The organism is Gordonia sputi NBRC 100414 (genome assembly GCF_000248055.1).
Classification (GTDB): domain Bacteria; phylum Actinomycetota; class Actinomycetes; order Mycobacteriales; family Mycobacteriaceae; genus Gordonia; species Gordonia sputi.
On record NZ_BAFC01000083.1, the window covers coordinates 89,002 to 112,507 of the forward strand.

Annotated in this window: 23 protein-coding genes and 1 pseudogene; 13 read left to right on the forward strand and 11 right to left on the reverse strand. The window is 65.2% G+C overall.

The window, feature by feature from the left end; translation table 11 throughout:
• The first annotated feature begins 147 nt into the window (after positions 1-147).
• Positions 148-2,041, forward strand: a pseudogene (locus GOSPT_RS13875) (acyl-CoA thioester hydrolase/BAAT C-terminal domain-containing protein).
• Between the two features lie 43 nt (positions 2,042-2,084).
• Here the strand turns inward: GOSPT_RS13875 and GOSPT_RS13880 are convergent.
• On the reverse strand, positions 2,085-3,116 hold the full coding sequence (locus GOSPT_RS13880) for an LLM class flavin-dependent oxidoreductase (RefSeq protein WP_039856052.1): 1,032 nt from the start codon (positions 3,114-3,116) through the stop codon (positions 2,085-2,087).
• A 178-nt stretch (positions 3,117-3,294) separates the two neighbouring features.
• Between GOSPT_RS13880 and GOSPT_RS13885 the strand changes: the two genes are divergently transcribed.
• The 6 genes from GOSPT_RS13885 to GOSPT_RS13910 all read left to right on the forward strand — a co-directional run bounded on the left by GOSPT_RS13885 (position 3,295) and on the right by GOSPT_RS13910 (position 10,626).
• The gene (locus tag GOSPT_RS13885; RefSeq protein ID WP_039856009.1) at positions 3,295-5,253 is read left to right on the forward strand and encodes an amidohydrolase family protein; all 1,959 of its coding nucleotides are present in this window, start codon (positions 3,295-3,297) and stop codon (positions 5,251-5,253) included.
• A complete protein-coding gene (locus tag GOSPT_RS13890; protein WP_005206913.1) occupies positions 5,246-6,634 on the forward strand; it encodes an MFS transporter in 1,389 nt (462 codons plus the stop codon). The genes GOSPT_RS13885 and GOSPT_RS13890 overlap by 8 nt, the downstream gene beginning before the upstream one ends.
• 18 nt (positions 6,635-6,652) lie before the next feature.
• Positions 6,653-8,182: a pyridoxal phosphate-dependent decarboxylase family protein gene (locus GOSPT_RS13895; RefSeq protein WP_005206915.1), complete on the forward strand. Its 1,530-nt coding sequence runs from the start codon at positions 6,653-6,655 to the stop codon at positions 8,180-8,182.
• Positions 8,183-8,219: 37 nt separating this feature from the next.
• A complete protein-coding gene (locus GOSPT_RS13900; protein ID WP_039856055.1) occupies positions 8,220-9,296 on the forward strand; it encodes a threonine aldolase family protein in 1,077 nt (358 codons plus the stop codon).
• 126 nt (positions 9,297-9,422) lie between these two features.
• On the forward strand, positions 9,423-10,277 hold the full coding sequence (locus tag GOSPT_RS13905) for a sigma-70 family RNA polymerase sigma factor (protein WP_005206918.1): 855 nt from the start codon (positions 9,423-9,425) through the stop codon (positions 10,275-10,277).
• A 112-nt stretch (positions 10,278-10,389) separates the two neighbouring features.
• The gene (locus tag GOSPT_RS13910) at positions 10,390-10,626 is read left to right on the forward strand and encodes a hypothetical protein (RefSeq protein WP_005206920.1); all 237 of its coding nucleotides are present in this window, start codon (positions 10,390-10,392) and stop codon (positions 10,624-10,626) included.
• Here GOSPT_RS13910 and GOSPT_RS13915 read toward each other — a convergent pair whose 3' ends face one another.
• Positions 10,627-11,124, reverse strand: a complete 498-nt coding sequence (locus tag GOSPT_RS13915; RefSeq protein WP_005206922.1) for a flavin reductase family protein — start codon at positions 11,122-11,124, stop codon at positions 10,627-10,629. It lies immediately after the preceding gene.
• An 80-nt stretch (positions 11,125-11,204) separates the two neighbouring features.
• Positions 11,205-11,627, reverse strand: a complete 423-nt coding sequence (locus GOSPT_RS13920) for a nitroreductase family deazaflavin-dependent oxidoreductase (protein ID WP_005206924.1) — start codon at positions 11,625-11,627, stop codon at positions 11,205-11,207.
• Positions 11,628-11,731: 104 nt separating this feature from the next.
• Here GOSPT_RS13920 and GOSPT_RS13925 point away from each other — a divergent pair, with 104 nt between their 5' ends.
• Positions 11,732-13,105, forward strand: a complete 1,374-nt coding sequence (locus GOSPT_RS13925) for an NADP-dependent succinic semialdehyde dehydrogenase (protein ID WP_005206925.1) — start codon at positions 11,732-11,734, stop codon at positions 13,103-13,105.
• Between the two features lie 106 nt (positions 13,106-13,211).
• Positions 13,212-14,024, forward strand: coding sequence for a bifunctional hydroxymethylpyrimidine kinase/phosphomethylpyrimidine kinase (gene thiD, locus GOSPT_RS13930; RefSeq protein WP_005206926.1), 813 nt, complete (start codon positions 13,212-13,214; stop codon positions 14,022-14,024).
• Between the two features lie 5 nt (positions 14,025-14,029).
• On the opposite strand, the gene GOSPT_RS13935 is transcribed toward thiD, so the two are convergent.
• Positions 14,030-14,788: a ferritin-like domain-containing protein gene (locus GOSPT_RS13935; protein WP_005206928.1), complete on the reverse strand. Its 759-nt coding sequence runs from the start codon at positions 14,786-14,788 to the stop codon at positions 14,030-14,032.
• A 195-nt stretch (positions 14,789-14,983) separates the two neighbouring features.
• Between GOSPT_RS13935 and GOSPT_RS13940 the strand changes: the two genes are divergently transcribed.
• The gene (locus GOSPT_RS13940) at positions 14,984-15,802 is read left to right on the forward strand and encodes a DUF1684 domain-containing protein (protein WP_005206930.1); all 819 of its coding nucleotides are present in this window, start codon (positions 14,984-14,986) and stop codon (positions 15,800-15,802) included.
• On the opposite strand, the gene GOSPT_RS13945 is transcribed toward GOSPT_RS13940, so the two are convergent.
• From GOSPT_RS13945 to GOSPT_RS13955, 3 genes are read right to left on the reverse strand one after another with little or no spacing between them, the layout of a single operon-like run.
• Positions 15,796-16,404, reverse strand: coding sequence for an MSMEG_1061 family FMN-dependent PPOX-type flavoprotein (locus tag GOSPT_RS13945; RefSeq protein WP_005206933.1), 609 nt, complete (start codon positions 16,402-16,404; stop codon positions 15,796-15,798). The two genes, GOSPT_RS13940 and GOSPT_RS13945, sit on opposite strands and share 7 nt — an antisense overlap.
• A gap of 34 nt (positions 16,405-16,438) precedes the next feature.
• Positions 16,439-17,581, reverse strand: a complete 1,143-nt coding sequence (locus GOSPT_RS13950) for a sensor histidine kinase (RefSeq protein WP_005206935.1) — start codon at positions 17,579-17,581, stop codon at positions 16,439-16,441.
• Positions 17,581-18,270: a response regulator transcription factor gene (locus GOSPT_RS13955; protein WP_005206937.1), complete on the reverse strand. Its 690-nt coding sequence runs from the start codon at positions 18,268-18,270 to the stop codon at positions 17,581-17,583. Before GOSPT_RS13955 ends, GOSPT_RS13950 begins: the two co-directional genes overlap by 1 nt.
• Before the next feature lie 177 nt (positions 18,271-18,447).
• On the opposite strand from GOSPT_RS13955, the gene GOSPT_RS13960 reads away from it, so the two are divergent.
• Positions 18,448-18,912 carry a DM13 domain-containing protein gene (locus GOSPT_RS13960; protein ID WP_005206938.1) on the forward strand — a complete coding sequence of 155 codons (465 nt, stop codon included), beginning with the start codon at positions 18,448-18,450 and terminating at the stop codon, positions 18,910-18,912.
• 44 nt (positions 18,913-18,956) lie between these two features.
• Complete coding sequence (locus tag GOSPT_RS13965; protein ID WP_005206940.1) at positions 18,957-19,427, forward strand: DoxX family membrane protein; 471 nt, start codon at positions 18,957-18,959, stop codon at positions 19,425-19,427.
• On the opposite strand, the gene GOSPT_RS13970 is transcribed toward GOSPT_RS13965, so the two are convergent.
• The 4 genes from GOSPT_RS13970 to GOSPT_RS13985 form a co-directional block, all read right to left on the reverse strand.
• Complete coding sequence (locus GOSPT_RS13970) at positions 19,335-20,285, reverse strand: exodeoxyribonuclease III (protein ID WP_005206942.1); 951 nt, start codon at positions 20,283-20,285, stop codon at positions 19,335-19,337. The genes GOSPT_RS13965 and GOSPT_RS13970 overlap by 93 nt on opposite strands.
• On the reverse strand, positions 20,282-20,629 hold the full coding sequence (locus GOSPT_RS13975) for a VOC family protein (protein WP_039856015.1): 348 nt from the start codon (positions 20,627-20,629) through the stop codon (positions 20,282-20,284). Before GOSPT_RS13975 ends, GOSPT_RS13970 begins: the two co-directional genes overlap by 4 nt.
• Before the next feature lie 47 nt (positions 20,630-20,676).
• The gene (locus GOSPT_RS13980) at positions 20,677-21,258 is read right to left on the reverse strand and encodes a dihydrofolate reductase family protein (RefSeq protein ID WP_005206944.1); all 582 of its coding nucleotides are present in this window, start codon (positions 21,256-21,258) and stop codon (positions 20,677-20,679) included.
• Positions 21,259-21,335: 77 nt separating this feature from the next.
• Complete coding sequence (locus GOSPT_RS13985) at positions 21,336-21,731, reverse strand: tautomerase family protein (protein WP_005206945.1); 396 nt, start codon at positions 21,729-21,731, stop codon at positions 21,336-21,338.
• A 77-nt stretch (positions 21,732-21,808) separates the two neighbouring features.
• Between GOSPT_RS13985 and GOSPT_RS13990 the strand changes: the two genes are divergently transcribed.
• The gene (locus GOSPT_RS13990; RefSeq protein ID WP_039856018.1) at positions 21,809-23,476 is read left to right on the forward strand and encodes an ABC-F family ATP-binding cassette domain-containing protein; all 1,668 of its coding nucleotides are present in this window, start codon (positions 21,809-21,811) and stop codon (positions 23,474-23,476) included.
• Positions 23,477-23,506: the final 30 nt, after the last annotated feature.

A 23,506-nucleotide genomic window follows, 5' to 3' on the forward strand; every position in this document is an offset into this window, starting at 1 on the left:
AACGATCCGTGCGGTGGATGTGCGTGTCGTCGACGACATCGTCGCGGATGCGGCAAGCGATTCCGTCCCGCACCTCCGGGACCAGCCGTAAGATCGGCCGGTGGGGGTCACCACCATTGGGTCCGCTATCCGAGAATCGAGTGCCACATGGGATTCCTGATCGGCTTCTCCCCCTGGATCATCTACTGGATTCTGGTCGGCAACACCTCGTTTCGCGTCGCCGTGATCGTCGCCCTCTGCCTGGCCGTGCTCGCTGTCGCGGTGCAGCGGCTGCGTCGACAGCCCTGGCACACCCTCGAGGCCGGTGCTGTATTGGTTTTCGCGATGTTCACCGTCCTCGCATTCACCGTCAGCGACTCGTTTCTGGAGCGCTGGCTACAACCACTGGGCAACGCCGCGATCTTCCTCATCGCCCTCGTCGGCATGGTGATCGGTCGACCGTTCGTCCGCGAGTACGCGCGTGCGTCCGTCACCGACGACGTCGCGCGCAGCGACGGATTCCGCGTGATCACCTCTGCGATGACGTGGATGTGGATCGCGGTCTTCGGAGTGATGACAGTGGTGTCGCTGATCCCGCCCCTCGTACAGGGCGAGGCGACGATCCGCGACGGCGCGTCGACATTGTCGATCGTCTGCTACTGGGTTGTGCCGTTCACGCTCCTGGGTGTCGCAGGCACCGTCTCCGGGGGTCTTCCCCGCGTGGTTCTCGTCGCACACCGATGCGATCAGCAAGCGACAGGACGCGACGCATCCGGGTGATCCGGTCGCCCAGCCCGACGCTCCTGCCGACGATCAGGACCCCCGCGTCGTCGTACGCGCGCCGTCGACCAGCCGCCACGACGAACCGTTCTCCATCGGCGTCGACGCCCCCGGCATCCCCGACATCGCGGTGTCGGTGTCCGGGCAGGATCTCTACGGCCGACTCTGGCGGTGGCAGGGCCGCCTGGCCGGCACCGGACAATCCGTCGACGACATCCTCTGGGCAATGGCATTCACCGGCGAACCCGACCGCGCCGACCTGTTCATTCCTCCCGCGGAACCGTGGCAGCTTCGCATCGAGGCGAGAGGAGGCCAGCATCGCTCCGACGTCACGCGACTCCGGTCCGCAACAGCTCCCGGCGTTCGCGTCAGCGAGGTCGACGTCGACGGCAGACCCGGTCTCCTCGCACTGCCGGCAGAGGGCCATGCCCGACGCGCCGTGGTCTGTTTCGGTGGTTCGGAGGGCGGATACGACTCCCAGCGGGCGACGATCTGCGCACTGGCATCGCGCGGCATCGTCGCCCTTGCCTATGACTGGCTCGACGCCGACCCGGAAGCAGTTCCGGTCGCAGGCATTCCACTCGAGCGCTTCGCCACCGCGATCTCGTGGCTGTCACGGCGCACCGAGGTTGATTCGACCACCGTTGCCGCGCTGGGCATCTCCCGTGGAGCCGAAGGCGTGGCGGCCACCCTCGCGCGCGAACCCGACCTTCCCGTCGGAGCCCTCGTCTTGTTGAGCCCGAGTTCGGTGACCTGGCAGGCGATCGGCGACGGCGGCGAGATACCCGACACCTCGTCGTGGAGCTACCGCGGCCAATCGTGCTCGTACGCGCCGCTGCCGAGCGGAGTCCTCATGCCACAATTGATCAGCAACGCATGGCATCTCTCGCGAGATGTCGCACGCACCAAGCCGACGTTGCTGAGGTTGGCACCCGCATACAGTGCGGGCCTCGACACCGTGTCACGTAACCGCTCGCAGACGGCAGATGCCGTCATCGCGTGGGAGAAGATCGCGTGCCCGATCCTGTGCGTGAGCGGCTCCGACGATCACCTGTGGCCATCCGAGCAGATGGCTGACGCGCTGCTCGGCCGCCGAGGGTCGCAGTCCGATACGCATATCCGCTACGACGGCGCGGGGCACCTCCTGCGTCCTGGTCTCTACCCGTCGCAGGTCCAGGTGGTCGGCGGGATCGATCTCGGTGGCCAACCACGCGAACACGGCATGGCCTGCCTGGCGCTGACAGCCGAGATCACCGAATTCCTCGACTCCACCCTGGCGTGAACCCGACTGCCCATGACCCCCGACTGCCTGCGACCCCGACCGCCTATGACTCGGCGCTCTTGGGTATCCAACCCAGCGCTGGTCCGAGATGCTGCGCCATGTCGGTGATGATCTGCTCGTAGTCTGCGGCGTCGAAGGTAAAGGGCAACGCGAACGCCACCTCGGTCGCTCGTTGAAACCCCTTGTGCGAGAACAGCTTCTCAGCCAACTCAGCGGAACTTCCGACATAGTCCGGCGAGAACATCATTCCGCGCGGACCCTGCGGGCTCAGCGTCCGCTCGAAGCGAGACTGCGCGTATGCCTCGTATTTGCGTACCTGGTCGGGTGTCGCGGAGTCCGTCGGGATCACCACGAGCCCTTGCGACACGCGCGCCGACGACGGATCGGGATGGTTTGCCCGGTAGGCGTCGATGTGTTCGGCCTGAATTGTCGCGAAGTCCCGCGACGTCGTGCCCTCGATACTGACCACCGAGGAAGTCAGGTAGTTCAATCCGTGCTGAGCGGCCCACTTCGCCGATTCGAGTCCGCCGCCATACCAGACGCGGCCGGCCAAACCCGGTGACTGCGGCTGAACGCTTCGGGAGAAGGTCTCGATCCCGACGGTTCCCTCGAACTCACTCACCGGTTCACCCCGCAGATGCGACAGCAGCCGCAGCACCCGGTTCTTGGAGAAGTCCTCACGGTCGTAGGTGTCCGGGTAGAGCGCGGTCTTGAAATCGTCGTATCTCATCGGAGTACCCACGGACACACCGGGATTGATACGACCGCCGGAGAGAAGATCGACCGTGGCGAGGTCTTCGGCGAGGCGGAACGGATTCTCCAGTCCGAGCGGTATCACCGCCGTACCGAGTTCGATCCGCGTCGTCCGCATCGACGCGGCCGCGAGCATCGCAACCGGCGACGAGATGCCGTGCTGCAGGTGCCGGTCACGCAACCACACGCTGTCGAAGCCGAGTTCTTCGGCCGCCTCTATCGTGCGCAGCGTCTCGAGGTGACCAGCCCTCGGGTCGGCCTCGTCGAACCGACCTATCGTGAGGAACCCCATCTTCTGTAGTGATTCGCCTTCGCGCGGCATCACATCTCCCATCGTGATTCTGCTCTCCTGTCAGTGATACCCCGTCCATCCCTGCCGCGCGTCGCGGAGCGTCGTCGCAGGAAATGCACGTCGGTGCGATGACCTGACCACGTCCGACTTTGGCTCACCGGTATCGAAAAGTCGGCGGGTACAAGCGCGCTCGGTTACCGTGCCGGGAATGACCAGAACGGCGACGCCTCGCCTTCACAACCGCGTTCGGGTCGCACCGACCGCACTCATCCTCGCGTGCTGCCTCGCCGTCGGCACCCTCACCGTCCTTCTCCCTGCACGTGCGGGAGCGGTCACGGGCGACGTCTACGCCCTGGCGAACACCTGCGTGCAGATCGCCGATCGAGGCGGGAAGAACGTGGGCGGGCAGTCCGGGCCGTTCACCGCCAAGGCCGCCGGCCTCGGCAGCTATCTCTTCTCCGGTAGGGACGAACGTCTACTCACCGCGACTGCGGGCACGCCAACACTCACGCACCCCGTCAGCCCTCGCGCCCAGTGGAATGTGACAGGCAGCGGTCGCGACTGCACACTGACACCCGCCGTCGCAGGAAGTGGCGGACCTCGAGAAGTACATCTCACGCCCGCGATGGGATGTCGACCGTTTCCCGAACCGGAGATCGACGTGACCGGTCCCGTCATGCGTGGCACCGACGCCCAGGGCAATCTCCGCGGCTTCGTCGACTCGCACGCGCATCTGCTTTCCGAGCAGTTCCTCGGCGGAGAACTGCACTGCGGTAAGCCTTTTGATCCGCTGGGTGTGACGGTTGCGTTGCGCGACTGCCCCGACCACGAGCCTGACGGCATTCCCGCGGTGTCCGAGCAGGTGCTGTCGCGCCCCGGCCCGCACGCCACCGACGGCTGGCCGACGTTCTCGCAGTGGCCGAGATGGGATTCACTAACGCACGAGCAGACCTACTACCGCTGGATCGAACGTTCCTGGCGGTCGGGACTGCGCATGATCCAGAACTACTACGTGCAGAACCGCGTGCTGTGCGAGAAGTACTGGCGCGGCGATCAGCCGTGCAACGAGATGGAATCGGTGCGCATCCAACACCGGCTGTTACACCAGCTCGTCGACTACGTCGACGCCCAAAATGGTGGCCCCGGAAAGGGATTCCTGCGCATCGTGTCCTCGGCGGCAGACGCCCGTCGAGTCATCGCGGACGGCAAGGTGGCCGTGACTCTCGGCATCGAGATCTCCGAGCCGTTCGGGTGCCGTGAGGTCTCCGGTCGTTCGCTGTGCTCGCGCACCGATATCGATCGAGGACTCGACGAACTGAAGTCGATGGGCATTCGCCAGGTGATCCTCACGCACAAATTCGACAACGCGCTCGGCGGAACGCGATTCGACCAGGGCGTCACCGGAACCGCCGTCAACACCGGCGAGCAGTTGTCCAACGGGCATCCGTGGCAGGTCGAGAAGTGCCAGACCGCCGAGAAGGACAACCCGGTCCTCGGCTACCCGCGCGGGCAGCAGTGCAACGTTCGCGGGCTGACGTCGTTGGGCGCGTACGCGGTCAACGGACTCATCGACCGCAACATGGCCATCGACATCGACCACTTCAGCGCCAAATCGGCCGAAGCCGTCCTCGACATCATCTCCAGGCGTCACTATCCAGGAGTGATCTCGTCGCACACGTGGACCGATCCGCGCAACTATGGCCGCATCCTCTCCGCCGGCGGCATCGTCGGATTGTTCGCGACACCTGCCGAGGGGAAACCGGGTGAGAAGGGGCGACACGGCGACCTGCCACCCGACTACCTCTCCGCGTGGCGTGTGCTGCGCGAGCAGCGCAGTCCCGACTATTTCTTCGGCGTCGGGTTCGGCCCTGACATGGGTGGTCTCGGCGCCCAGGCACACCCGCGACCGTCAGCGAGTCGCAACCCGGTGAGATATCCGTTCCGCGGAGCCGACGGTGTCACCGAGATCAGCAGGCAGGTCTCCGGGAAACGCGTCTTCGACGTGAACGTCGACGGCACAGCACATTACGGACTTCTGCCGGACTGGATCGAGAGCCTTCGCGTCCAGGCGGGGCCGGTCGACGGCCCCCGCGTCGTCGACGACCTGTTCGCCGCCGCGGAGGCGTACACCCGAATGTGGGAACGGGTCGAGGTATACCGTGGCTGACCGGCCCGCGCCACCTGCAGCCGTGCTCGGACGTCGAACGCTGCTGTCGTACGCCGCGGGCAGTGTCGGTACGGGTGGTTTCGGCACGCTCCCCGGATTGGTACTGGCGTACTACCTCACCGACACGCTTGCGGTTGCGGCGACGGTTGCCTCGATAGTCGTGGTCGCACCGAAGATCATCGACGTCGTGGTCAACCCGATCATCGGCGCCCGCTCGGACGCACGCGCAGCCCGCACCGGGAGCCGACGCTCCTTCATGGTCTTCGGGGCGCTGGCACTCGTCCCGTTGTTCGTACTCACGTTCCTCGTCCCACCGAGCGCGTCCCCTGCGCTGGCCGCCACCTGGGTGTTCGTGTTCTTCACGTTGACGGCTATCGCCTACGGCTTCTTCCAGGTGCCCTACGTCGCGTTACCCGCAGAGATCACGCACGACTATCACCAACGGACCCGCCTCATCACCACACGAATCGCGGTACTGGCGCTCGCTATTCTGCTGGTCGGCGCGGGCGGTCCGGCGATTCGCGACGCGGCGGGCGGCGGCCACGTGGGGTACGCGGTCATGGCTGTCGTGGCAGCACTGGTCCTGGGCACCGGGATGCTCATCGCGACGTTCGGCGCAGCGCCCCGATCCGCTGCGCCGTCACGAGTCGTCGAACCGCCCAGAACCCGCCTGCGCGATGGTGTCGCAGCGCTGACACAGGTACGCAACTTCGGACTTCTCGTCGCACTCTTCGTGATTCAGGCACTCGCGAGCGCGGTCATGCTCGGTGGCGCGCAATACGTAGCGACGTATCTCCTCGGCAACAAGTCGGCGCTGACGTACATGTTCGTCGCGCTGGTCGGACCCGCGCTAATCGTGATGCCGCTCTGGTATCGACTCGGACACCGATTCGGGAAGGTGGCCGGGCTGGTCCTGGCGTCAGTGCTGTTCATCGCCGCAACGGCGTCGTTGCTGGTGGCGGCGTGGGCCCCTGGCTGGTGGATGCTGGCTTCTGTGGCGGTCGCAGGCGTCGGATATGCGGGGATGCAGGCATTCCCGCTCGCGATGCTGCCCGACATCATCGAATCGGATCGCCGCACCACCGGCCACGACCGGGGCGGTGCCATGTCCGGGGTGTGGACCGCCTGTGAGACGGTTGGCCTCGCTCTCGGACCGGGCGTGTTCCTGCTGATTCTGGCGATCGGCGGGTTCGTGTCTTCGAGCGGCGATACCGCAGTCGGACAACCGGATTCGGCGCTCACCGCTATCGCACTCGCCTTCTCGCTGGTACCGGCGCTACTCGTCGCATTCAGTCTGCTCTTCCTCCGCGGCTATCGCGACGACGCCGGCGTCGACGCTCTGTCAGCTCACCCCAGCCCGACGGGGCACCCCACTCAGTGACCCGAAAGGACGATGTCGATGACCGCTCCCGAACCCGAGGCAACCGACCCGGTGGCTCCACGGGCTCAGGAACCACCGAACCTGAAGGATCGAGCCGACGCGGCTCTGCAGGTGCTGGCTGACTATCGATCGGCGGATGCTCCGACCCACGGCGGACATGTGCTGTCGTACGTCTACGATTCCGGACTCGGGGTGCTCGACGAGGTCGCGGCATCGGCAGCACGAATGGTGCAGTCGGTCAACGGACTCGACCCGACGGTCTTCGGCTCCGTGGCGGCAATGGAACGCGATCTGATCGAGTTCGGCCGCACTACTTTCCACGGTCCGGACGCCGTCGGGTCGGTCACCTCCGGTGGCACCGAGAGCTGCCTGCTCGCCGTGAAGGCTGCCCGCGATCGCGCGGGCGCCGCACCCGGGCAGTCGTCGATGGTCGTGCCGACGACCGCACACGCGGCGTTCCTCAAAGCCGCCGCGTTGTTCGGTGTCGAGGCGATTCGGGTGCCCGTGCCGACGGCATCGACTGCGGTGCGCGCCAACGACATCGCCGATGCCATTCGGGACGACACGATTCTCGTTGTGGCCTCGGCACCCAACTACCCGACGGGAGCGCTCGATCCGATCGCCGAGATCGCCGAGATCACCCGGTCGCGCGATCTCGCCTTCCACGTCGACGCCTGCCTCGGCGGTTTCGCACTGGCGTGGTGGGATGGTCTGCCTCCCTGGGATTTTCGAGTAGACGGAGTCACCAGCCTCTCCGCCGACCTGCACAAGTACGGCTACGCGCCAAAAGGCTCGTCGCTTCTGCTGCACCGCGACCGCGACCGACACCGCGCCCAGTTCTTCTCCATCACCGACTGGCCCGGCTACCCGATCGTCAATCCGACGCTGCTCGGCTCGCGCTCCGCTGCGGGACTCGCCTCGGCATGGGCGGTCAGCCGAACCCTGGGTGCCGACGGGTACGCCGCATTGACGCGACGAATCCGACACGCCTTCGATGACGTCGTCACAGCCATAGACGGGATCGACGGGCTATGCGTCGTCGGCGCGCCGTCGGGACCGGTTCTCGCCGTACGCACCGACCCTGAGGCATCCGAACCCGTCGACACCCACCTGTGGGGCTCCGCGGTGTCGGCCCGCGGATTCGCACTGCAGGCTCAGCCGGCGTTCACGCAGCCGGACGGCACAGTCCTGCCTGCCACCACACACCTGACGATCACACCGGTTACCGATTCCGTCGTCGACGAACTCGTCGAGGTGCTCGCGCTCGCGGCAGAAGAGGTCCGCGGCGCGCCCGCCCGGCCGGCGCCCGAGGCCCTACGTGAACTGGCCGGAGCATTCGACAGCGGCGCCGTCACTCTCGACCAGGCGCTCGCATTGCCCAGTGCGGCAGCGGAAGAGGTTCTGATTGCTGCCGGGATCGACCCGCGTCGGCATGGTGGCGTGTCAGACCTGGACATGCCCGCGATCATCGCGGCCGTCGAATCACTGCCACGCCCCGTCACCGCCCGCCTGCTGGCCGAGTTCCTCGCCGCGTACTGCAGCCCGTAGATTGAGCCGGCTCGCCGAGAGTGACAACGTGGACAGCGTGACCATCTCTTCGCTACACGACGACAACCACCGCTCCTTCGCCAGCGACAACTACGCGGGAATACATCCCGACGTGCTCGCAGCGCTCGCAGCCGCCAACGGCGGACACCAGTCTCCGTATGGCGCAGACGAGTACACGCGCAGTCTCCGCGACGTGGTCCGTGGTCAGTTCGGCGATCGTGCCGAGGTCTACCCGCTCTTCAACGGCACGGGCGCGAACGTCGTCGCACTCTCGGCACTTCTTCCACGGTGGGGTGCTGTCATCGCGCCATCCAGCGCACACATCAACACCTCTGAAGGCGCTGCGCCCGAGCGTCTTTCGGGCATCAAGGTGATCGGCATGAGCACCGGCGACGGCAAGCTCACTCCGTCGCAGATCGAAGCAGGAGCTGACGCGCTCGGCGATGAGCAGCTCGCACAGCCTCTGGCGGTCAGCATCACACAGGTTACCGAACTCGGAACCCTGTACACCGCAGCAGAAATCGCCGACCTCAGTGAGACGGCACACCGATTCGGAATGGCGGTCCACGTCGACGGGTCGCGGCTCTGGAACGCCGCCGCCGCTCTGCGGCAACCGTTTCGAGAGTTCCTCACCGACGCCGGTGTCGACATCGTGAGCCTCGGCGGGACGAAGAACGGAACCATGTCCGCCGAGGCGGTCGTGGTGATCGACCCCGACCGCGCTCCCGGCGCCGGATTCCTCCGCAAATCGACCACCCAACTGTCGAGCAAGATGCGGTTCACCTCCGCACAGCTGCTCGCGCTGTTCGACGACGACCTCGGTCTCCGAAACGCCGCGCACGCCAACGCCCTGGCGGCCCGGCTGCGCGCCGAGCTGGAGAAGGGCATCGACGACGGCTCACTCGCCGGGCTCACGTTGACCCAGAAGACTGAGTCCAACACCGTCTTCGCCCGACTGCCGGTCGACATCGCCGACCGCATCCGCGAACGCGTGCACTTCTACGACTGGGACCGAAGCGTCGGCGAGGTGCGCTGGATGACCGCCTGGGACACGACCACCGACGATGTCGACCGCTTCGTCGACGCGATCCGCTGGGGATTCGCGACGACGTGACCCGTCCTCGCCGCGGAGCTGTCACATCTGCGTGCTGTGAACCGTCAACAAGGTGTGAGTCAACAACAAGACACTGGGACTGGACACAACGGGCTGGGACCAGCCAGCCAGAGACGAGGTGGTGACATGGTTCTGAACTCGGATGATCGCGCCCACCAATTCGAGGCGGAGCGCCCACGCCTGATCCGCGTGGCCGGCCGCATTCTGGGCGACGACGCCGAAGCCCAGGATGTTGTGCAGCAGGCCTGGCTGCGAATGAACGCGACCGAGACCGACATCGAAAATCTGCCGGCTTGGCTGACCACCGTCACCAGCAGGCTGTGTCTCGACCGACTGCGGGCCCGAATCCCCGAGGCCGCAGAACCCGCGATCGACGAACACTCCGAGGATCCCGATCCCGCTGACGTGATCGCGCTGTCGGATTCAGTGGGGATCGCGCTCACCGTGGTTCTCGACCGCCTGTCACCCGCCGAACGCGTCGCGTTCGTCATGCATGACACCTTCGGTTTCGAATTCGCGACCATCGCGTCAGCACTCGACATCACGCCCACGGCCGCACGCAAACTCGCCTCGAGGGCCAGGGCAAAAGTTCGCCAACCCGCGGCCGACGACACCCTCGCCGACTGGGAGGTCGTCGACGCGTTCATGGCTGCAGCCCGCGACGGTGACTTCGAGCGTCTTCTCGAGCTCCTGGCTCCCGACGCCCAGGTCAGAGCCGACGACGTTGCGATAGCCACCGGCACCCCCGCCCAGATCGACGGCCGACGCAGCATCGCCGATTTCTTCAACGGGAGCGCCAAGGGCGCGCTGGCGGTCTTCGTCGACGACCGCCCGGCGTCGGCGTGGTTCCGTCGCGGCGCCGCGATGGTCCTGTTCGACTTCGACGTGGTCGACGGCATGGTCGCCCGGATCACGTTCCGCGCCGATCAGGACGTTCTCGGCCGTGTTGTCCGACGCGAGAAGAACGAGTACCGCGCCTGACCTCGTTCGGTCACATTCGAGGCCGCCGATTCGTCATCCCTGTGCAGCACCAAGAAATCTATGACCAAGAACCGCCCGTACACAAAGCACGGCCCTTTATTGAGGAGATCCGATGAAAACCATGACCTGCACGCAACTCGGCGGCCCCTGCGAGCTGGCGCACCACGGCGCGACCGCCGACGAGATCATCAAAGCGCAGGACCAGCATCTCAAGGATGCCGAAAAAGCCGGTGACACAACACATCAGGACGCGCGCGACGCGATGAAGGGTCGCTGGCGCCACCCTCGTCAGTCGATAGGTTGGTACAAGGGCGTCAAGCAGACGTTCGCAGGGCTGCCCGAGGACTGATCAGGTGAGCCCGTGGAAAGCGCGGTCGCGGTAGACCATCGGCGGTTGCGTCGACGAACCGAGCCGCGTCTCGAGTACCTCGGCAACGACGAGGGTTGACGATCCCACCGCAATCGTTTCGACGACGACACACCGCAGCGCAGCGGTTGCATCACGCAGGACCGGCTCGCCCGACTCGAAACTGGTCCAGCCCTGATTCGTCGTGAATCTGGGTGCCCCTGGACGGGCAAAGGCGTCGGCAACGTCGACGTGTCGGGCGTCGAGCAAACTGATTCCGATGGTGTCGGCGCCGAGCACCGCGCCGGCGCTCCCCCGCGAACTGGTCACAGAGAACGAAACGGCGAGCGGGTCGACGGACACCGACGCCAGGCTCGAGACCGTCAGGCCCGCGAGACCCCCAGAAGTCTCGGCGGCGACAATGGCAACTCCCGCAGGGTGAAGACGAAACGCGGTGGTGAAGGCAGTGCGCGCATCCACCGCGTCAGAAAGCGACTGCATACCGTCGACGATAAAACCTCAACAGCACTTCAAGTCCATGAGATGGGAGGCAAATCACCCCGCGGGAGCTGCCGATATCGTCATTCGAGCACGAACACCGGGATCTGACGATCGGTCTTGGTCTGGTATTCGGCGTAGGGCGGGTATGCGGCCACCGCGAGCTCCCACCAGTGCTCACGCTCATCGCCCTCGACCTCGCGGGCGGTGAGTTCGTACACCTTGTCGCCGTCCTGGACTGTGATCTGCGGATTCGCCTTGACGTTGAAGTACCACGCCGGATGTTCGGGAGCGCCACCCTTCGACGCGACCATGGCGTACTTGCCGTTCTCCTCGACGCGCATCAATGGTGTGTAGCGCTTTTTCCCCGACTTGGCACCCGTCGTGGTGAACAGCACGACGGGACGATCGGCAACCAGCACACCGTCGGTCGTCCCCTGCTCGAGGATCTTCTTGGTCTGATCACGTACCCAGTCGCTCGGGCTCAATTCCGGTTGTTCGCTCATGGGTCGCACAACGCCCTCCGCGCCGCGCTGATTCCGCATCGACGCAACGTTTCGATCACGAGTGGTAGGCATGAGAGGGGACCCGACGCGGAAGGACCAGCGACATGGCCATTGCCACCACCAATCCGGCGACCGGAGAGATCGTCCGGGAGTTCGATTCCCTGACAGAAGACCAAGTCGACGAGGCGCTCGACCGAGCGGTCAGTGGTTTCGCGAGCTATCGCACCACCTCGTTCGAGCAGCGCGCGACCTGGCTGCGCGCCACCGCCGACCTACTCGAAGCCGAAGCCGACGGCGTCGCAGCCATGATGACCGAGGAGATGGGCAAGACCCTCGCCTCGGCGAAGGCAGAAACACTGAAGTGCGCGAAGGGCTTTCGCTACTACGCCGACCACGGCGCCGCCATGCTCGCCGACGAGCAGGCCGACGCCGAAGCTGTTGGCGCCAGTCGCGCATATATGCGCTATCAACCACTCGGCGTCGTACTGGCGATCATGCCGTGGAACTTCCCGCTCTGGCAGGCGGTGCGCTTCGCGGCACCCGCGCTGATGGCGGGCAACGTCGGCATTCTCAAGCACGCCTCCAACGTTCCGCAATCAGCCCTGTATCTCGAAGACGTCCTGCATCGAGCCGGTTTTCCGGAGAGCTGCTTCCAGACGCTCCTGATCGGTTCGGGAATGATCGAGTCGATCCTGCGCGATCCGCGGGTCGCCGCGGCGACACTGACCGGAAGCGAACCCGCGGGTCGGTCGGTGGCCGCGATCGCGGGAGACGAGGTCAAGCACACCGTGCTCGAACTCGGAGGGAGCGACCCCTTCATCGTCATGCCCAGCGCCGACATCGCGGCCGCCGCGAAGACCGCCGTCACGGCACGAGTACAGAACAACGGCCAATCCTGTATCGCCGCAAAACGATTCATCATCCACGCCGACGTATACGACCAGTTCGTCGACCATTTCACCGAGGGATTCCGCGGCCTCGTCATCGGAGATCCCACCGACGACGCCACCGACGTCGGACCGCTCGCCACCGAACAGGGGCGCACCGATCTCGAAGAACTTGTCGACGACGCTGTCGGCAAGGGCGCGAAGGTACTCATCGGTGGCAGCAGAGTCGAGCGGCCCGGATGGTTCTACCAACCGACGATCCTCGCCGACATCACCGACGACATGGAGATCTACTCCGCCGAAGCGTTCGGTCCGGTAGCAGCGCTGTACCGCGTCGAGGACATCGACGAGGCGATTGCGATCGCCAACGACACCACCTTCGGCCTCGGCGGAAACGCCTGGACCACCGACGAGGCCGAACAGGATCAGTTCATCGACCGGATCGAATCGGGCCAGGTGTTCATCAACGGCATGACCACCTCGTATCCAGAACTGGGATTCGGCGGGATCAAGCGATCAGGCAATGGCCGCGAACTGACCTCCCACGGCATCCACGAGTTCTGCAACATCAAGACGGTATGGATTGCCTGATCGGAGCCTGATCGTCAAACAAGTCGACGGCCTCGCGCTCGAGCTCCACTGCCGCCTCGTGAAAGGCGACTTCAGGCCGCGAGCTGCGGAGTCGTAGGCTTGATGTGTGGTTGATTTTGCATATGTCATCGCCGGTTCGGAAGCGACTGGCGGCGCCGGGATTCAAGTCGATCTGAAGACCTTCCAGGAGCTGGGTGTCTACGGAGTGGGCACCACCACCTGCATCGTCTCGTTCGATCCGAAGAACGGGTGGGCGCACCGGTTCGTCCCCGTCGAACCGGACGTCATCGCCGACCAGATCGAGGCGGCCACAGCGACCCACGACCTCGACGTGGTCAAGGTCGGCATGCTCGGGACTCCCGCGACCATCGACGTCGTCGCCGACGCTCTTGCCGCGCGACAGTGGCGGCATGTCGTCGTCGATCCCGTCCTCATCTGCAAGGGCCAAGAGCCGGGCGCCGCACTCGACACCGATACGGCCTTGCGCGAGAAGGTCATTCCGCTCGCGACGGTGGTCACCCCGAATCTCTTCGAGGCGCAGATCCTGTCCGGCATGGACGAGATCACCAGCGTCGACGATCTCGCTGAGGCCGCGCGCCGCATCGCCGATCTCGGGCCGAAGTACGTCATCGCGAAGGGCGGCGTCGAACTTCCCGGGGACGACGCCGTCGACGTGCTGTTCGACGGGTCTGACGTGACAGTCCTTGCCGCGCCGAAAGTCGGGTCCGAGCGAGTCTCCGGGGCCGGATGTACGCTCGCCGCCGCCATCACGGCCGAGTTGGCGAAGGGCGCCGAGATCGGTGAGGCTGTGGCGTTCGCCAAGGAATTCACCACGGCGGGCATCAACGGCCGCGTGTCGGGGCACACCCCGTTCGACACGGTGTGGCAGGGCGCTTTCGTGGACGCGCTCGAGGCCTGATCGCTTCAGCCCGCGTGGACCCCGGCGGGCTGTCTGGACGTCGGCAAGCCGTCGTCCGCGAGTTCGCGGGCCTGACCGAACGCCGCGTCGGATGCGTCGGCGAACAACCGTCGGGTCTCGAGGACGAACCGCCATTTCCCGACACCCAGGTCCCTGAGCGCACCACCGTGGTCGACGGCGACAAGCGCAGAGACCGCCAGCGCCAGCCCACGCCAGGCCGCAGCGATACCGGCGCGCTGCCACGTCGGAGTGCGCGCAAATGCCACGCGCAGGCGGTGGCACTGAAACGGCACGTGGCGCACCTCGTCGGCGAGAATCCGCTCGGCAACCTCGGTGAGAAGAGCGTCGTCCCCCTCCGCGAGCGCACGGTAGTAGCGCAGCGCGATCACCTCGGCGATCGCGAGGATCATGATCTCCATCCGCAGCCCCATCGAGCGTCGGATTCGCACGAACACGGCATCCGACCAGTGTTGATCGATTGGAACAGCGCCAGCGACACATAGCAGTTCCTCGAGCATTCGCGCGTGATTGCGCTCCTCTGCGACGAAAAGCCGCACCGCGTGTGCGTAATCCGTGTCGCCGGTCGAGTCCGCTTTGGCAATCAGGTGCGCACCGTCACCGCTTTCTCCGACCTGGAACTTCTGCAGACTCTCGACCACCGAGCGCGGCAGTTTCGAACCGCAGCCCCAGTCGGGTTCGCCTGCGCGCACGCGTCGTGGGATGGCATCGTCGAAGTCGTTACGCCAGTATCGGGACGGGTTCATCCGGCCAGGCTAGCGTCTGCTGTCCGATGCTCATTCGGACAGACGATGCCAGCCCGGTGAGCGCGTGCACGAGGGACTGCAGGGGCGGCCGACGCCGAGTCAAGGGTTGGACCCAGCGGACGTCTGTGGGCATGACGGTCTACTCCTCGTCGTTGCAGTGGACGTCAGTAACGCGAACGATCCAGGGAGCATCGAATGACCCGAACAGTGTCCACATCGGCAACGTCTGCCGAGGATGGCTTCGCTGAGGAATGGCAGCAGTGGCACGCCACCCGCGAGCGCGATCTCGCGGCTCCGCTCGGTTGGCTGTCGATCAACCGCCTCGAATGGCTCGACACTGAACCGTCGCGTTTCGAGGGGCTGCCGGGAACCTGGTGGTTCGACGGCCCGACCGCCCACCTTCGACCGGGCGACGGCGAGTCCTTCGACACCCGCGATTTCGACCTCGAACCGACCGGCCCGGGTGAGGTCGTGGACATCGAAAACGTACACATCGAGGTAGCACGACGCGGCGACGGCTATCTGATCCGCGTGCACGACGAGAACGCGCCCACGGTGCGCAATTTTCGTGGCGTTCCGGCATATGACGCCGATCCCGCGTGGGTCGTCGAAGCGCGGTTCGAGCCGTACGAACAGCCGCGGCCGGTGACCGTCGGCGCCGTCGCGGAGGGTTTGGCCCACGTGTACGTCTCCCCCGGTGAGCTGGTCTTTGACCACGACGGGCAGCAGCGTCGACTCATTGCCTTCAACGGCAAGCAGGGCGGGCTGAGCGTGCTGTTCACAGATACAACCTCGGGAATCACCACGTATGCGGCGAATCGAAGCCTGGCCGTCGACGCCGCCGACGAGGTGCTGCGCAACGGCGGACGTGTGGTGCTCGACTTCAATCGCGCGACCAATCTGCCGTGCGCGTTCATCGACTTCGCCACGTGCCCGCTACCGCCCGCGGGCAATCACCTCGATGTCGAGGTCACCGCCGGTGAGAAGACGCCGTACGAGCGCTCAGCTCAGTAGAGCCACGGTCGGTACGCTTCGTCGCCGAATTCCTCGTCCGGAATGTCGTCGAGGCCCGCCATCACCTGTTTGGCGAGCTTCGCAGTGCTCGGCACCCTCGTGGGGTCCCACGTCTCGGGCTTCCAGAGTTCGGACCGCATGAATGCCTTGGAGCAGTGGAAAAACACCTCCTCGACGTCGACCTCGACGGCGAGGATGGGTCGCTTGCCGCGGACCGCGAGGTGGTCGAAGTACGGACCATCGTCGACGATGCGTGCCGATCCGTTGACCCGCAACGTGTCGCCACGCCCCGGGATCACCGCGATCGCGCCGACGTGCGGATTGGTGAGGATGTTCTCGTAACCGTCCACGCGTCGATTACCTGGGCGCTCGGGGATCGCGATGGTGTGTTCGTCGATGACGTGCACCACCTTGCCCGCGGGGTCGCCCTTGGGTGATACATCCACGCGTCCCGACGCGTCCGATGTGGCCAGGAAGATCATCGGTGTCGCGGCGAGCCATTCGACGTGCGCCGCCAGCAGCTGCGGCATGGCCTTGTTCGCGATGATCTCTGCCGGATGCCCGACGACCTCCCGCAACTGTGCCTGCGTGGTGATCTGCATACCCTCCATGATGCCCAGCCAGCACGATATGAGGTCAACCGGCTGCGGCGGTCGGCAGTTCCAGATCCAGTTGAAAGCCGGCGGCCGTGCGTTGCGCCCGAATGCTTCCACCGTGCGCTTCGACGATGCCTCGCACAATCGCGAGGCCCAGACCGGCCCCCGTCGTCGCAGTATCGACGCGGTCAGAGGTGCGCGCGGTGTCTGCGCGCCATCCGATGTCGAAGATCGACCCGAGGTCTTCCGACGACACGCCCTCGCCCTGATCGACGACGCTGAGCACCAGCGTCGCGTCGCCTTCGACTGCACGGACGGTGATCGTGCTCTCATCCGGCGCATGCCGTACGGCGTTGCTCAGCAGGTTGCCGATCGCGCGTGTGATCTCGCGGGGATCCGCCCAGACGACGTGACCGTCAATTCCATCGTCGACAATGCGTATACCTCGACCGGTCGCGATTGCCTGAACGTCCGCCACGGCGTCGCTGACAAGATCGCGTAGGACAACAGGCTCGCAACACAGCTCCAACGAACCAGTCTGGAGCTTGGACAGCTGGAACAGGTCGTCGACCATTTTGTTGATTGTGTCGACCTTCGTGCGAATCGTTGCGATGTAGAGTCCCGGCTCGGCTGCCGTGCCATCCTCGAGTGCCTCAGCCATCGCCCTCATTCCGGCGAGAGGTGTTCGCAGATCATGCGAGATCCAGGCGAAGAACTGCCGTCGCGCGGCATCCAATTCAGCAATCTGTGCGCGGGCGTCTGCCAGGCGTCGCGATGTCTCGGCCAATTCTGCTGACACCTCGTCGAATTCGCGCCATCCTGTGAGCGACGCGGTAACAACGTCACCGTCGCCGACCCGGCGGGCATCGGCGACGAGCGCCTCAACCGGCGATCGAATGGCGCGCCCCGTCACCGCCCAGCCGGCGATCATGCTCATCAGCGCCGAGATTCCGATGACATACGCGAGCACGACGACGTCGTGCCCGGACAGGTACATCTCCGCGGCAACCGCCAGGGTGGACACCACGATCGACACCAACGATCCCGCGAGGACGACAGCGCATCGCAGGGCAATACCTCTGTGCGGCGTGAGCCTGAGGACCAGCACCGTAAGGATGGTCACCAGCGCGGTCGCCGCGAACGTGGTGCCCGCGATCAGCAGGACTTCATAAGGGCCCAACATCATTCGCCCCGTGCGGTGAATCGGTATCCGGCGCCCCACTCGGTGTGCAGAAAGCGCGGAAAGCGAGGCTCGGGTTCGATCTTCTCGCGCAACCGTCGCACGTGAACTGTCACCGTCGATGCGTCGCCGAAGGCCCACTGCCACACTTCGCGTAGGATCTCCTCCCGGCTGACAACCCGATCCGGAGTGCGCACCAGATAGAGCAGGAGTTCGTACTCGCGGGCTGTCAACGCGATCTCCTTTCCGTCGACCCACACTCTGCGATGAGCGGGATCGACGCGGAACAGCCCCGCGGTGAATGTCAACGGCGCACTGGTGTTGGCGCTGCGGCGCAACAACGAGTTCACTCGAAGCTGCAACTCCCTCAACGCGAATGGCTTGCCGAGATAATCGTCGGCGCCTCGCTCGAGTCCGGCTATTCGATGGTCGGGTCCATCGAGCGCCGTCAACATGATGATCGGTACCTCAGACACTGCGCGCACCCGACGACACAATTCATCGCCGTCGATCAGTGGGATCATCCGATCCAGAATCAGCAGATCGGGCATCTCCGCGCTGAGCGCAACCCATGCCTTCTCTCCATCGGCGTGCATCGCGACCTCGCACCCCGCAGCACGAAGGTGATCAGCGACGACGGTTCGGACCGCCGGGTCGTCCTCGACGACCATCACTCGTGCGCCTTGCTGCATCAGTCGAGCGTAACCGCGAAATCGCGTGTCCCCCAGCTTCAGTTATTACGGTGCTGAAATCATTACGGCGCTGAAATGTGGGCTTACGACGCTGAAATGATCGCCGATTGCGCCCTCCGCGATTGCTGTAATTCCTGTCGTGCCGAGTCGGCACATCCACCACGTCAGGAGAAACACATGCGGATCAAGACCTTCATCGCCAGCGCCTTCGCAGCCTTTGTAGTCGTCGGCGCCATCGCCGGATGCAGCGATCAGAGCACATCTGCGACGACGACCTCGGCGGCCCCGATGTCCGCATCGGCCGAGACGTCGATGGCCCCCATGAGCTCGACAGCTGCAGCACACGGAGCGTTCGCGGGACTCAACGACAAAAAGGTGTCGGGCACAGCGACTCTCACGGCGGGAAAGGTGGAATTGTCAGGCTTCTCGTCCGACGAGGGTCCCGATCTGCATCTCTACCTGGCCAAGGGCACCTCGGAATCAGACGTCAGCAACGGAGTCGCACTCGGTAAAGTCGCCTACGACAAGGCTTCTCAGTCCTTCGAGGTGCCCACCGGCGTCGATGCTGCCGCCTACTCGGACGTGGTGGTGCACTGCGACAAGGCAAAAGCCGTATTCGGTGCCGCAGAGCTGATGAAGTGACGACAACGGATTCCCGCGTCGCGCGCAGAGCGAGGGTGGCAACGGTGGTCACCGCCACCCTCGCACGTGTGGCACTCGGCGCGCTCTGGCTGCACGAAGGGATCGTCAAGTATCACGCCGGTTTCGGGCGGGCCGACATTCTTCTCGTCGTGCAGAGTGCAGCAAGCAACGAGCGAGTACCCGGCTTCTACCGCGCGTTCACCCGCGACGTCGTCGGACATGTTCCGACTGCCTTCGGCGTTGGCGTCCCGCTGCTCGAAGTGGCACTGGGTATTGCGCTGGTCCTCGGACTCGCCACATTGCCTGTGGCGCTGCTGTCAGCGTTTCAGCTCTGCAACTACTGGTCGGCGGATCAGCTCGTCACCCAATACCCGATCATGCTCGCGCTCTCGGTGGCCGTCGCGGCGTTCGCGTCGACGGCGTCACGAGTAAACCTGCGCACCTCGCTGGCGGCCGTCCACCAGTTGAAAAGGTCGTCGCTCGCGATAGGTCACCACGAGCGGCGCGTGGTCTGACAATCGCTGCGCCGGCGATGGTTCTTTGTCCACTGTCACCGACACGGCGCGGCGAGCCAGACCTGGCGTGGCGAGCTGATGGTCGACGCGCCAGCCGACGTCCTTGGCGAACGACTCCCCCGCCCAGCTCCACCAGGTCAGCGGTCCGGGTCGATCACCATGGATACGCCGGACCACGTCGACGAGTCGACGCGAACCCAAAACCGAATCGAACCAGGCGCGGTCTTCGGGCAGGAAGCCGTCCATCGACCGGGCAGCGCGCCAGTTGGTCACGTCGTGTTCGGTATGGGCGATGTTCAGATCCCCGACGAGCAGAAACTCCCGACCGTCACGTTGGGCCGACAGGCGATTTCGGTTCAGCTCACGAGCGAATGCACTCAGGAATCGTTGCTTTCGGTCGTACTTCGCCCCACCGTCGGGGGCGTCGCGCATGGCTCCTGTTCGTTGACGATGCGCGGGCAGTCCGCCCTTCGGCAGGTAGAGGCACCCGACAGTGACCGGTCGGTCGGCGAGGTCGACTTCGATGTACCTTCCGTGCGTGGCGAATTCGTTGAGTCCGCGTGCTTTCGGCGGATCGGTCAGCCAGGTCCGCACTGCGGTCGGTGGTGTCTTGGTCAGAATTGCCACGCCGTTACGTCCGGCAATCGATCCGACGTCGAGCGCGATCGAGTAGCCGGGAAAACTGCCGACTTCCGTTGCCGGAGAGCGCAGTTCCTGAAGCGCCACGACGTCGGGGCTTCGTTCTGCCAACCACGCGTCGAATCCTCGACGTCGCGCTGCTCGAATCCCGTTGACGTTGAATGACACAACCGTGAAAGGGTCAGGCCGGTTGTGGGACGCGGCCCCGCCGTCGTTCATTGCGTGTGGGTGCCGACGTTGATCACGCGACCGTCGGATGCCCGGTAGAAGAATCGTGTGACGCCCCACGGTTCGTCGGTCAGCGGGTGCACGATCTCCACTCCCGCGGCATGCGCCTGGGCGAGCGCTTCTCGGACGTCGTCGACGAAGATCGAGACGTCGGGGTTGACCGGCGCGGACGCGTCGGAGGTCATGACGCTGAGCTGATGCCCGTCGTCGTCTCCCAGAGTGACGATCCATCCGTGATCCATGAGGACGCGCAGGCCGAGGATCGCAGAGTGCTCAGCAACGGCCTGGTGGAGATCCGAGACGGTGAGATTGGGAACCACTCGATCAACATGCATACTCCCACTCTCTCACCGACCGCCCGGCCCGACGGCCGGGGCCGGCGTCAGCGGCGGTCGTAGGTGAGCACCCGTACACCGCCGGGGAGATCTGTCTCGTCCACCGGGGTGAACAGGGTCGGCGCGAACGGCCCGTTGAACAACGGCACCCCACTGCCGATGATCGACGGGTTCACTTTGAGCACCAACCTGTCGATCTCGGGAAGCAACGCATGTGCCAGCGTTCCGCCGCCGACAAGCCAAATGTCGAGTCCCTCTTCGCGTTTGAGTTCGCGCACTGTCTCGGCGGGTTCGTCTCGCACGATCTCCACGGCTCCAGAGTTGCTCCCTGGAAGAGTCGTCGAGAACACCAGGTGACGAAGATGTGGGTACGCGTCGGGGATACCCGCGGCAAGACCGAGTTCGTACGATCCACGCCCCTCGACGACCGTGTCGAAAACTGTTCCCGCACCGTCGATTCCGAGCGCTGTGCGCACCGGGTCCGGTAGCGTCTCGGGATAGTTCTCGACGATGAACTGCACAACGTCGTCGGTGATCGGGAAGAAGTCGGCCCCGGAAGGGTCACCACCGTCGGGTCCAGCGATGAATCCGTCGAGCGTCGTTGCCACGTAGTAGACGAGTCTGCGCATCGGTTGATTCTCCCATAACGGACATGAGTCGACGATGTCTTCTCACGCGCGTGCGTCGCGGCGAGCGTGCGCTTCACTCACACGTTGACGTCGAAACCCAAGTCCACATCGCAGGCGGCCTGCCCGCCTCGAATACCCCAATTTGCCATCTCGATATCGCGAACGATGACCGTGATGTGGTCGGCCGGGATGCCGAGCACGCCCAGTCGTCGTGAAACCTCTCGGTAGAGAGCACGTTTGGCGTCGACGCTCCGGCCGGCAAAGCAGTCGACGACAACGAGGGTGTACGCCTCCGGAGACGACAGGGTCGGCGGTACCGCGAAGCGATGAGGCTCGTGCACAACAAGTCTCACGTGTTTGTCTTCGACGGGGATCGCGAACGCTGCGACCAAGGAGTCGTGAACCGCGTCCAGAATCGCCGCCTCGGTCTCTGGGGCGTACGTCCGACGAACTTCGACCTGGGTGCTTGGCATCAAGAAACGATACCGCCTGCACACCACGGCCGGACTCGGCGAGCATGTCGCAACGACGTGAGTGCGACGATATAGCAATGACCGCATCACTCGTCGCCAAGGACATCGCCGGCGGCTACGCCCATCGTGTGCTGTTCGATCATCTCGATCTGACGGTCGCGCCGGGCGACGTTGTCGGAGTTGTTGGCGCCAACGGCGCGGGCAAATCGACGTTGCTGGCGGTCCTGTCGGGCAGCCTCGCTCCGCTCGAGGGCACTGTCACGCGCGCGCCGGCCGACGCCTTCGTCGGGTGGCTGCCACAGGAGCACGAGCGCGTGCCGGGTGAGACGGTCGCCCAGTACGTTGCTCGACGAACGGGCTGCGCTGCGGCCAGCGAGGCCATGGAGCTAGCAGCGGCAGCACTGGCCGACGAGGCGCCGGCGTCGGGCGCAGAGGATGATCCGGCCGATGTGTATTCGGCGGCGCTCGACCACTGGCTGGCCACCGGTGCCGCCGATCTCGACGAGCGACTGCCGGCCGTACTCGCCGACGTCGGTCTACGAACCGGCGACACTCCTCCCGAAGACGCTTTGATGACCGGGCTGTCGGGAGGCCAGGCGGCTCGCGTCGGGTTGGCCGCGCTGCTGTGTTCACGTTTCGACATCGTGCTCCTCGACGAACCCACGAACGACCTCGATCTCGATGGCCTCGCGCGACTCGAAGAAGTCGTCAGCGGCATGCGCGGTGGCGTTGTGCTGGTGAGTCACGACCGAGAGTTCATGGCGCGCTGCGTGACTCGCGTGATCGAACTCGACCTCGCCCAGCACACCAACACCGTCTACAACGGCGGCTACGAGAGCTTTCTGGAGGAGCGCGAGGTCGCGCGGCGCCACCGCCGCGAGGAGTACGAGGAGTTCGCCGAGAAGAAGGCCGACCTCGTGGCGCGGGCGCGCACTCAACGCGAATGGTCGAGTCAGGGTGTGCGCAACGCCATGCGCAAGGCTCCCGACAACGACAAGATTCGACGCCGCGCAGCCAGCGAGTCCAGCGAGAAGCAGGCGCAGAAGGTGCGCCAGATGGAGAGTCGCATCGCTCGACTCGACGAAGTCGCCGAGCCCCGCAAGGAGTGGGTGCTGGAGTTCACCATCGGGTCGGCGCCGCGATCGAGCTCGGTGGTCGCCACCGTCGCCAACGCCGTTGTGCGACAGGGAGACTTCACCCTCGGGCCGGTGTCGCTCCAGGTCAACGCCGGCGAGCGGATCGGCATCACCGGACCCAATGGAGCCGGAAAGTCGACGCTCCTACGCCTCCTCACCGGGTCCGTGACGCCCGACGAGGGCACGTCAAGTCTCGGCGCAAGTGTGGCGATCGGCCAAATCGACCAGGCGCGTGGACAATTCACCGGTCCACAACCGCTCGCCGACCGGTTCGAGGAACTCGTCCCCGACTACTCGACCGAACAAGTGCGAACACTACTGGCCAAGTTCGGCCTCCGCGCCGATCACGTCGACCGCGCCGTCGGCGACCTGTCGCCCGGCGAGCGCACCCGCGCGGCATTGGCACTGCTTCAGGCGCGCGGAGTCAACGTACTCGTGCTCGACGAACCGACCAACCATCTCGACTTGCCCGCGATCGAACAGCTCGAAGCGGCACTCGAGTCGTTCGACGGCGCGCTGCTCCTGGTCACCCACGACCGTCGGATGCTCGAGAAGGTGCGCATCGACACCCGATGGCACGTCGACGGCGGGCACGTGACCGTCGAGTGATCCAGGCGGCGACCGCGATAGTTGTTGCGC

Bases quoted from the DNA above. Each gene is read 5' to 3' on its own strand.
- GOSPT_RS13880 (WP_039856052.1), bottom strand. From the start codon at position 3,116: ATGCCGCGCGAAGGCGAATCACTACAGAAGATGGGGTTCCTCACGATA.
- GOSPT_RS13885 (WP_039856009.1), top strand. From the start codon at position 3,295: ATGACCAGAACGGCGACGCCTCGCCTTCACAACCGCGTTCGGGTCGCA.
- GOSPT_RS13895 (WP_005206915.1), top strand. From the start codon at position 6,653: ATGACCGCTCCCGAACCCGAGGCAACCGACCCGGTGGCTCCACGGGCT.
- GOSPT_RS13905 (WP_005206918.1), top strand. From the start codon at position 9,423: ATGGTTCTGAACTCGGATGATCGCGCCCACCAATTCGAGGCGGAGCGC.
- GOSPT_RS13910 (WP_005206920.1), top strand. From the start codon at position 10,390: ATGAAAACCATGACCTGCACGCAACTCGGCGGCCCCTGCGAGCTGGCG.
- GOSPT_RS13915 (WP_005206922.1), bottom strand. From the start codon at position 11,124: ATGCAGTCGCTTTCTGACGCGGTGGATGCGCGCACTGCCTTCACCACC.
- GOSPT_RS13920 (WP_005206924.1), bottom strand. From the start codon at position 11,627: ATGAGCGAACAACCGGAATTGAGCCCGAGCGACTGGGTACGTGATCAG.
- GOSPT_RS13925 (WP_005206925.1), top strand. From the start codon at position 11,732: ATGGCCATTGCCACCACCAATCCGGCGACCGGAGAGATCGTCCGGGAG.
- GOSPT_RS13935 (WP_005206928.1), bottom strand. From the start codon at position 14,788: ATGAACCCGTCCCGATACTGGCGTAACGACTTCGACGATGCCATCCCA.
- GOSPT_RS13940 (WP_005206930.1), top strand. From the start codon at position 14,984: ATGACCCGAACAGTGTCCACATCGGCAACGTCTGCCGAGGATGGCTTC.
- GOSPT_RS13945 (WP_005206933.1), bottom strand. From the start codon at position 16,404: ATGCAGATCACCACGCAGGCACAGTTGCGGGAGGTCGTCGGGCATCCG.
- GOSPT_RS13950 (WP_005206935.1), bottom strand. From the start codon at position 17,581: ATGTTGGGCCCTTATGAAGTCCTGCTGATCGCGGGCACCACGTTCGCG.
- GOSPT_RS13955 (WP_005206937.1), bottom strand. From the start codon at position 18,270: ATGCAGCAAGGCGCACGAGTGATGGTCGTCGAGGACGACCCGGCGGTC.
- GOSPT_RS13960 (WP_005206938.1), top strand. From the start codon at position 18,448: ATGCGGATCAAGACCTTCATCGCCAGCGCCTTCGCAGCCTTTGTAGTC.
- GOSPT_RS13970 (WP_005206942.1), bottom strand. From the start codon at position 20,285: ATGAACGACGGCGGGGCCGCGTCCCACAACCGGCCTGACCCTTTCACG.
- GOSPT_RS13975 (WP_039856015.1), bottom strand. From the start codon at position 20,629: ATGCATGTTGATCGAGTGGTTCCCAATCTCACCGTCTCGGATCTCCAC.
- GOSPT_RS13980 (WP_005206944.1), bottom strand. From the start codon at position 21,258: ATGCGCAGACTCGTCTACTACGTGGCAACGACGCTCGACGGATTCATC.
- GOSPT_RS13985 (WP_005206945.1), bottom strand. From the start codon at position 21,731: ATGCCAAGCACCCAGGTCGAAGTTCGTCGGACGTACGCCCCAGAGACC.
- GOSPT_RS13990 (WP_039856018.1), top strand. From the start codon at position 21,809: ATGACCGCATCACTCGTCGCCAAGGACATCGCCGGCGGCTACGCCCAT.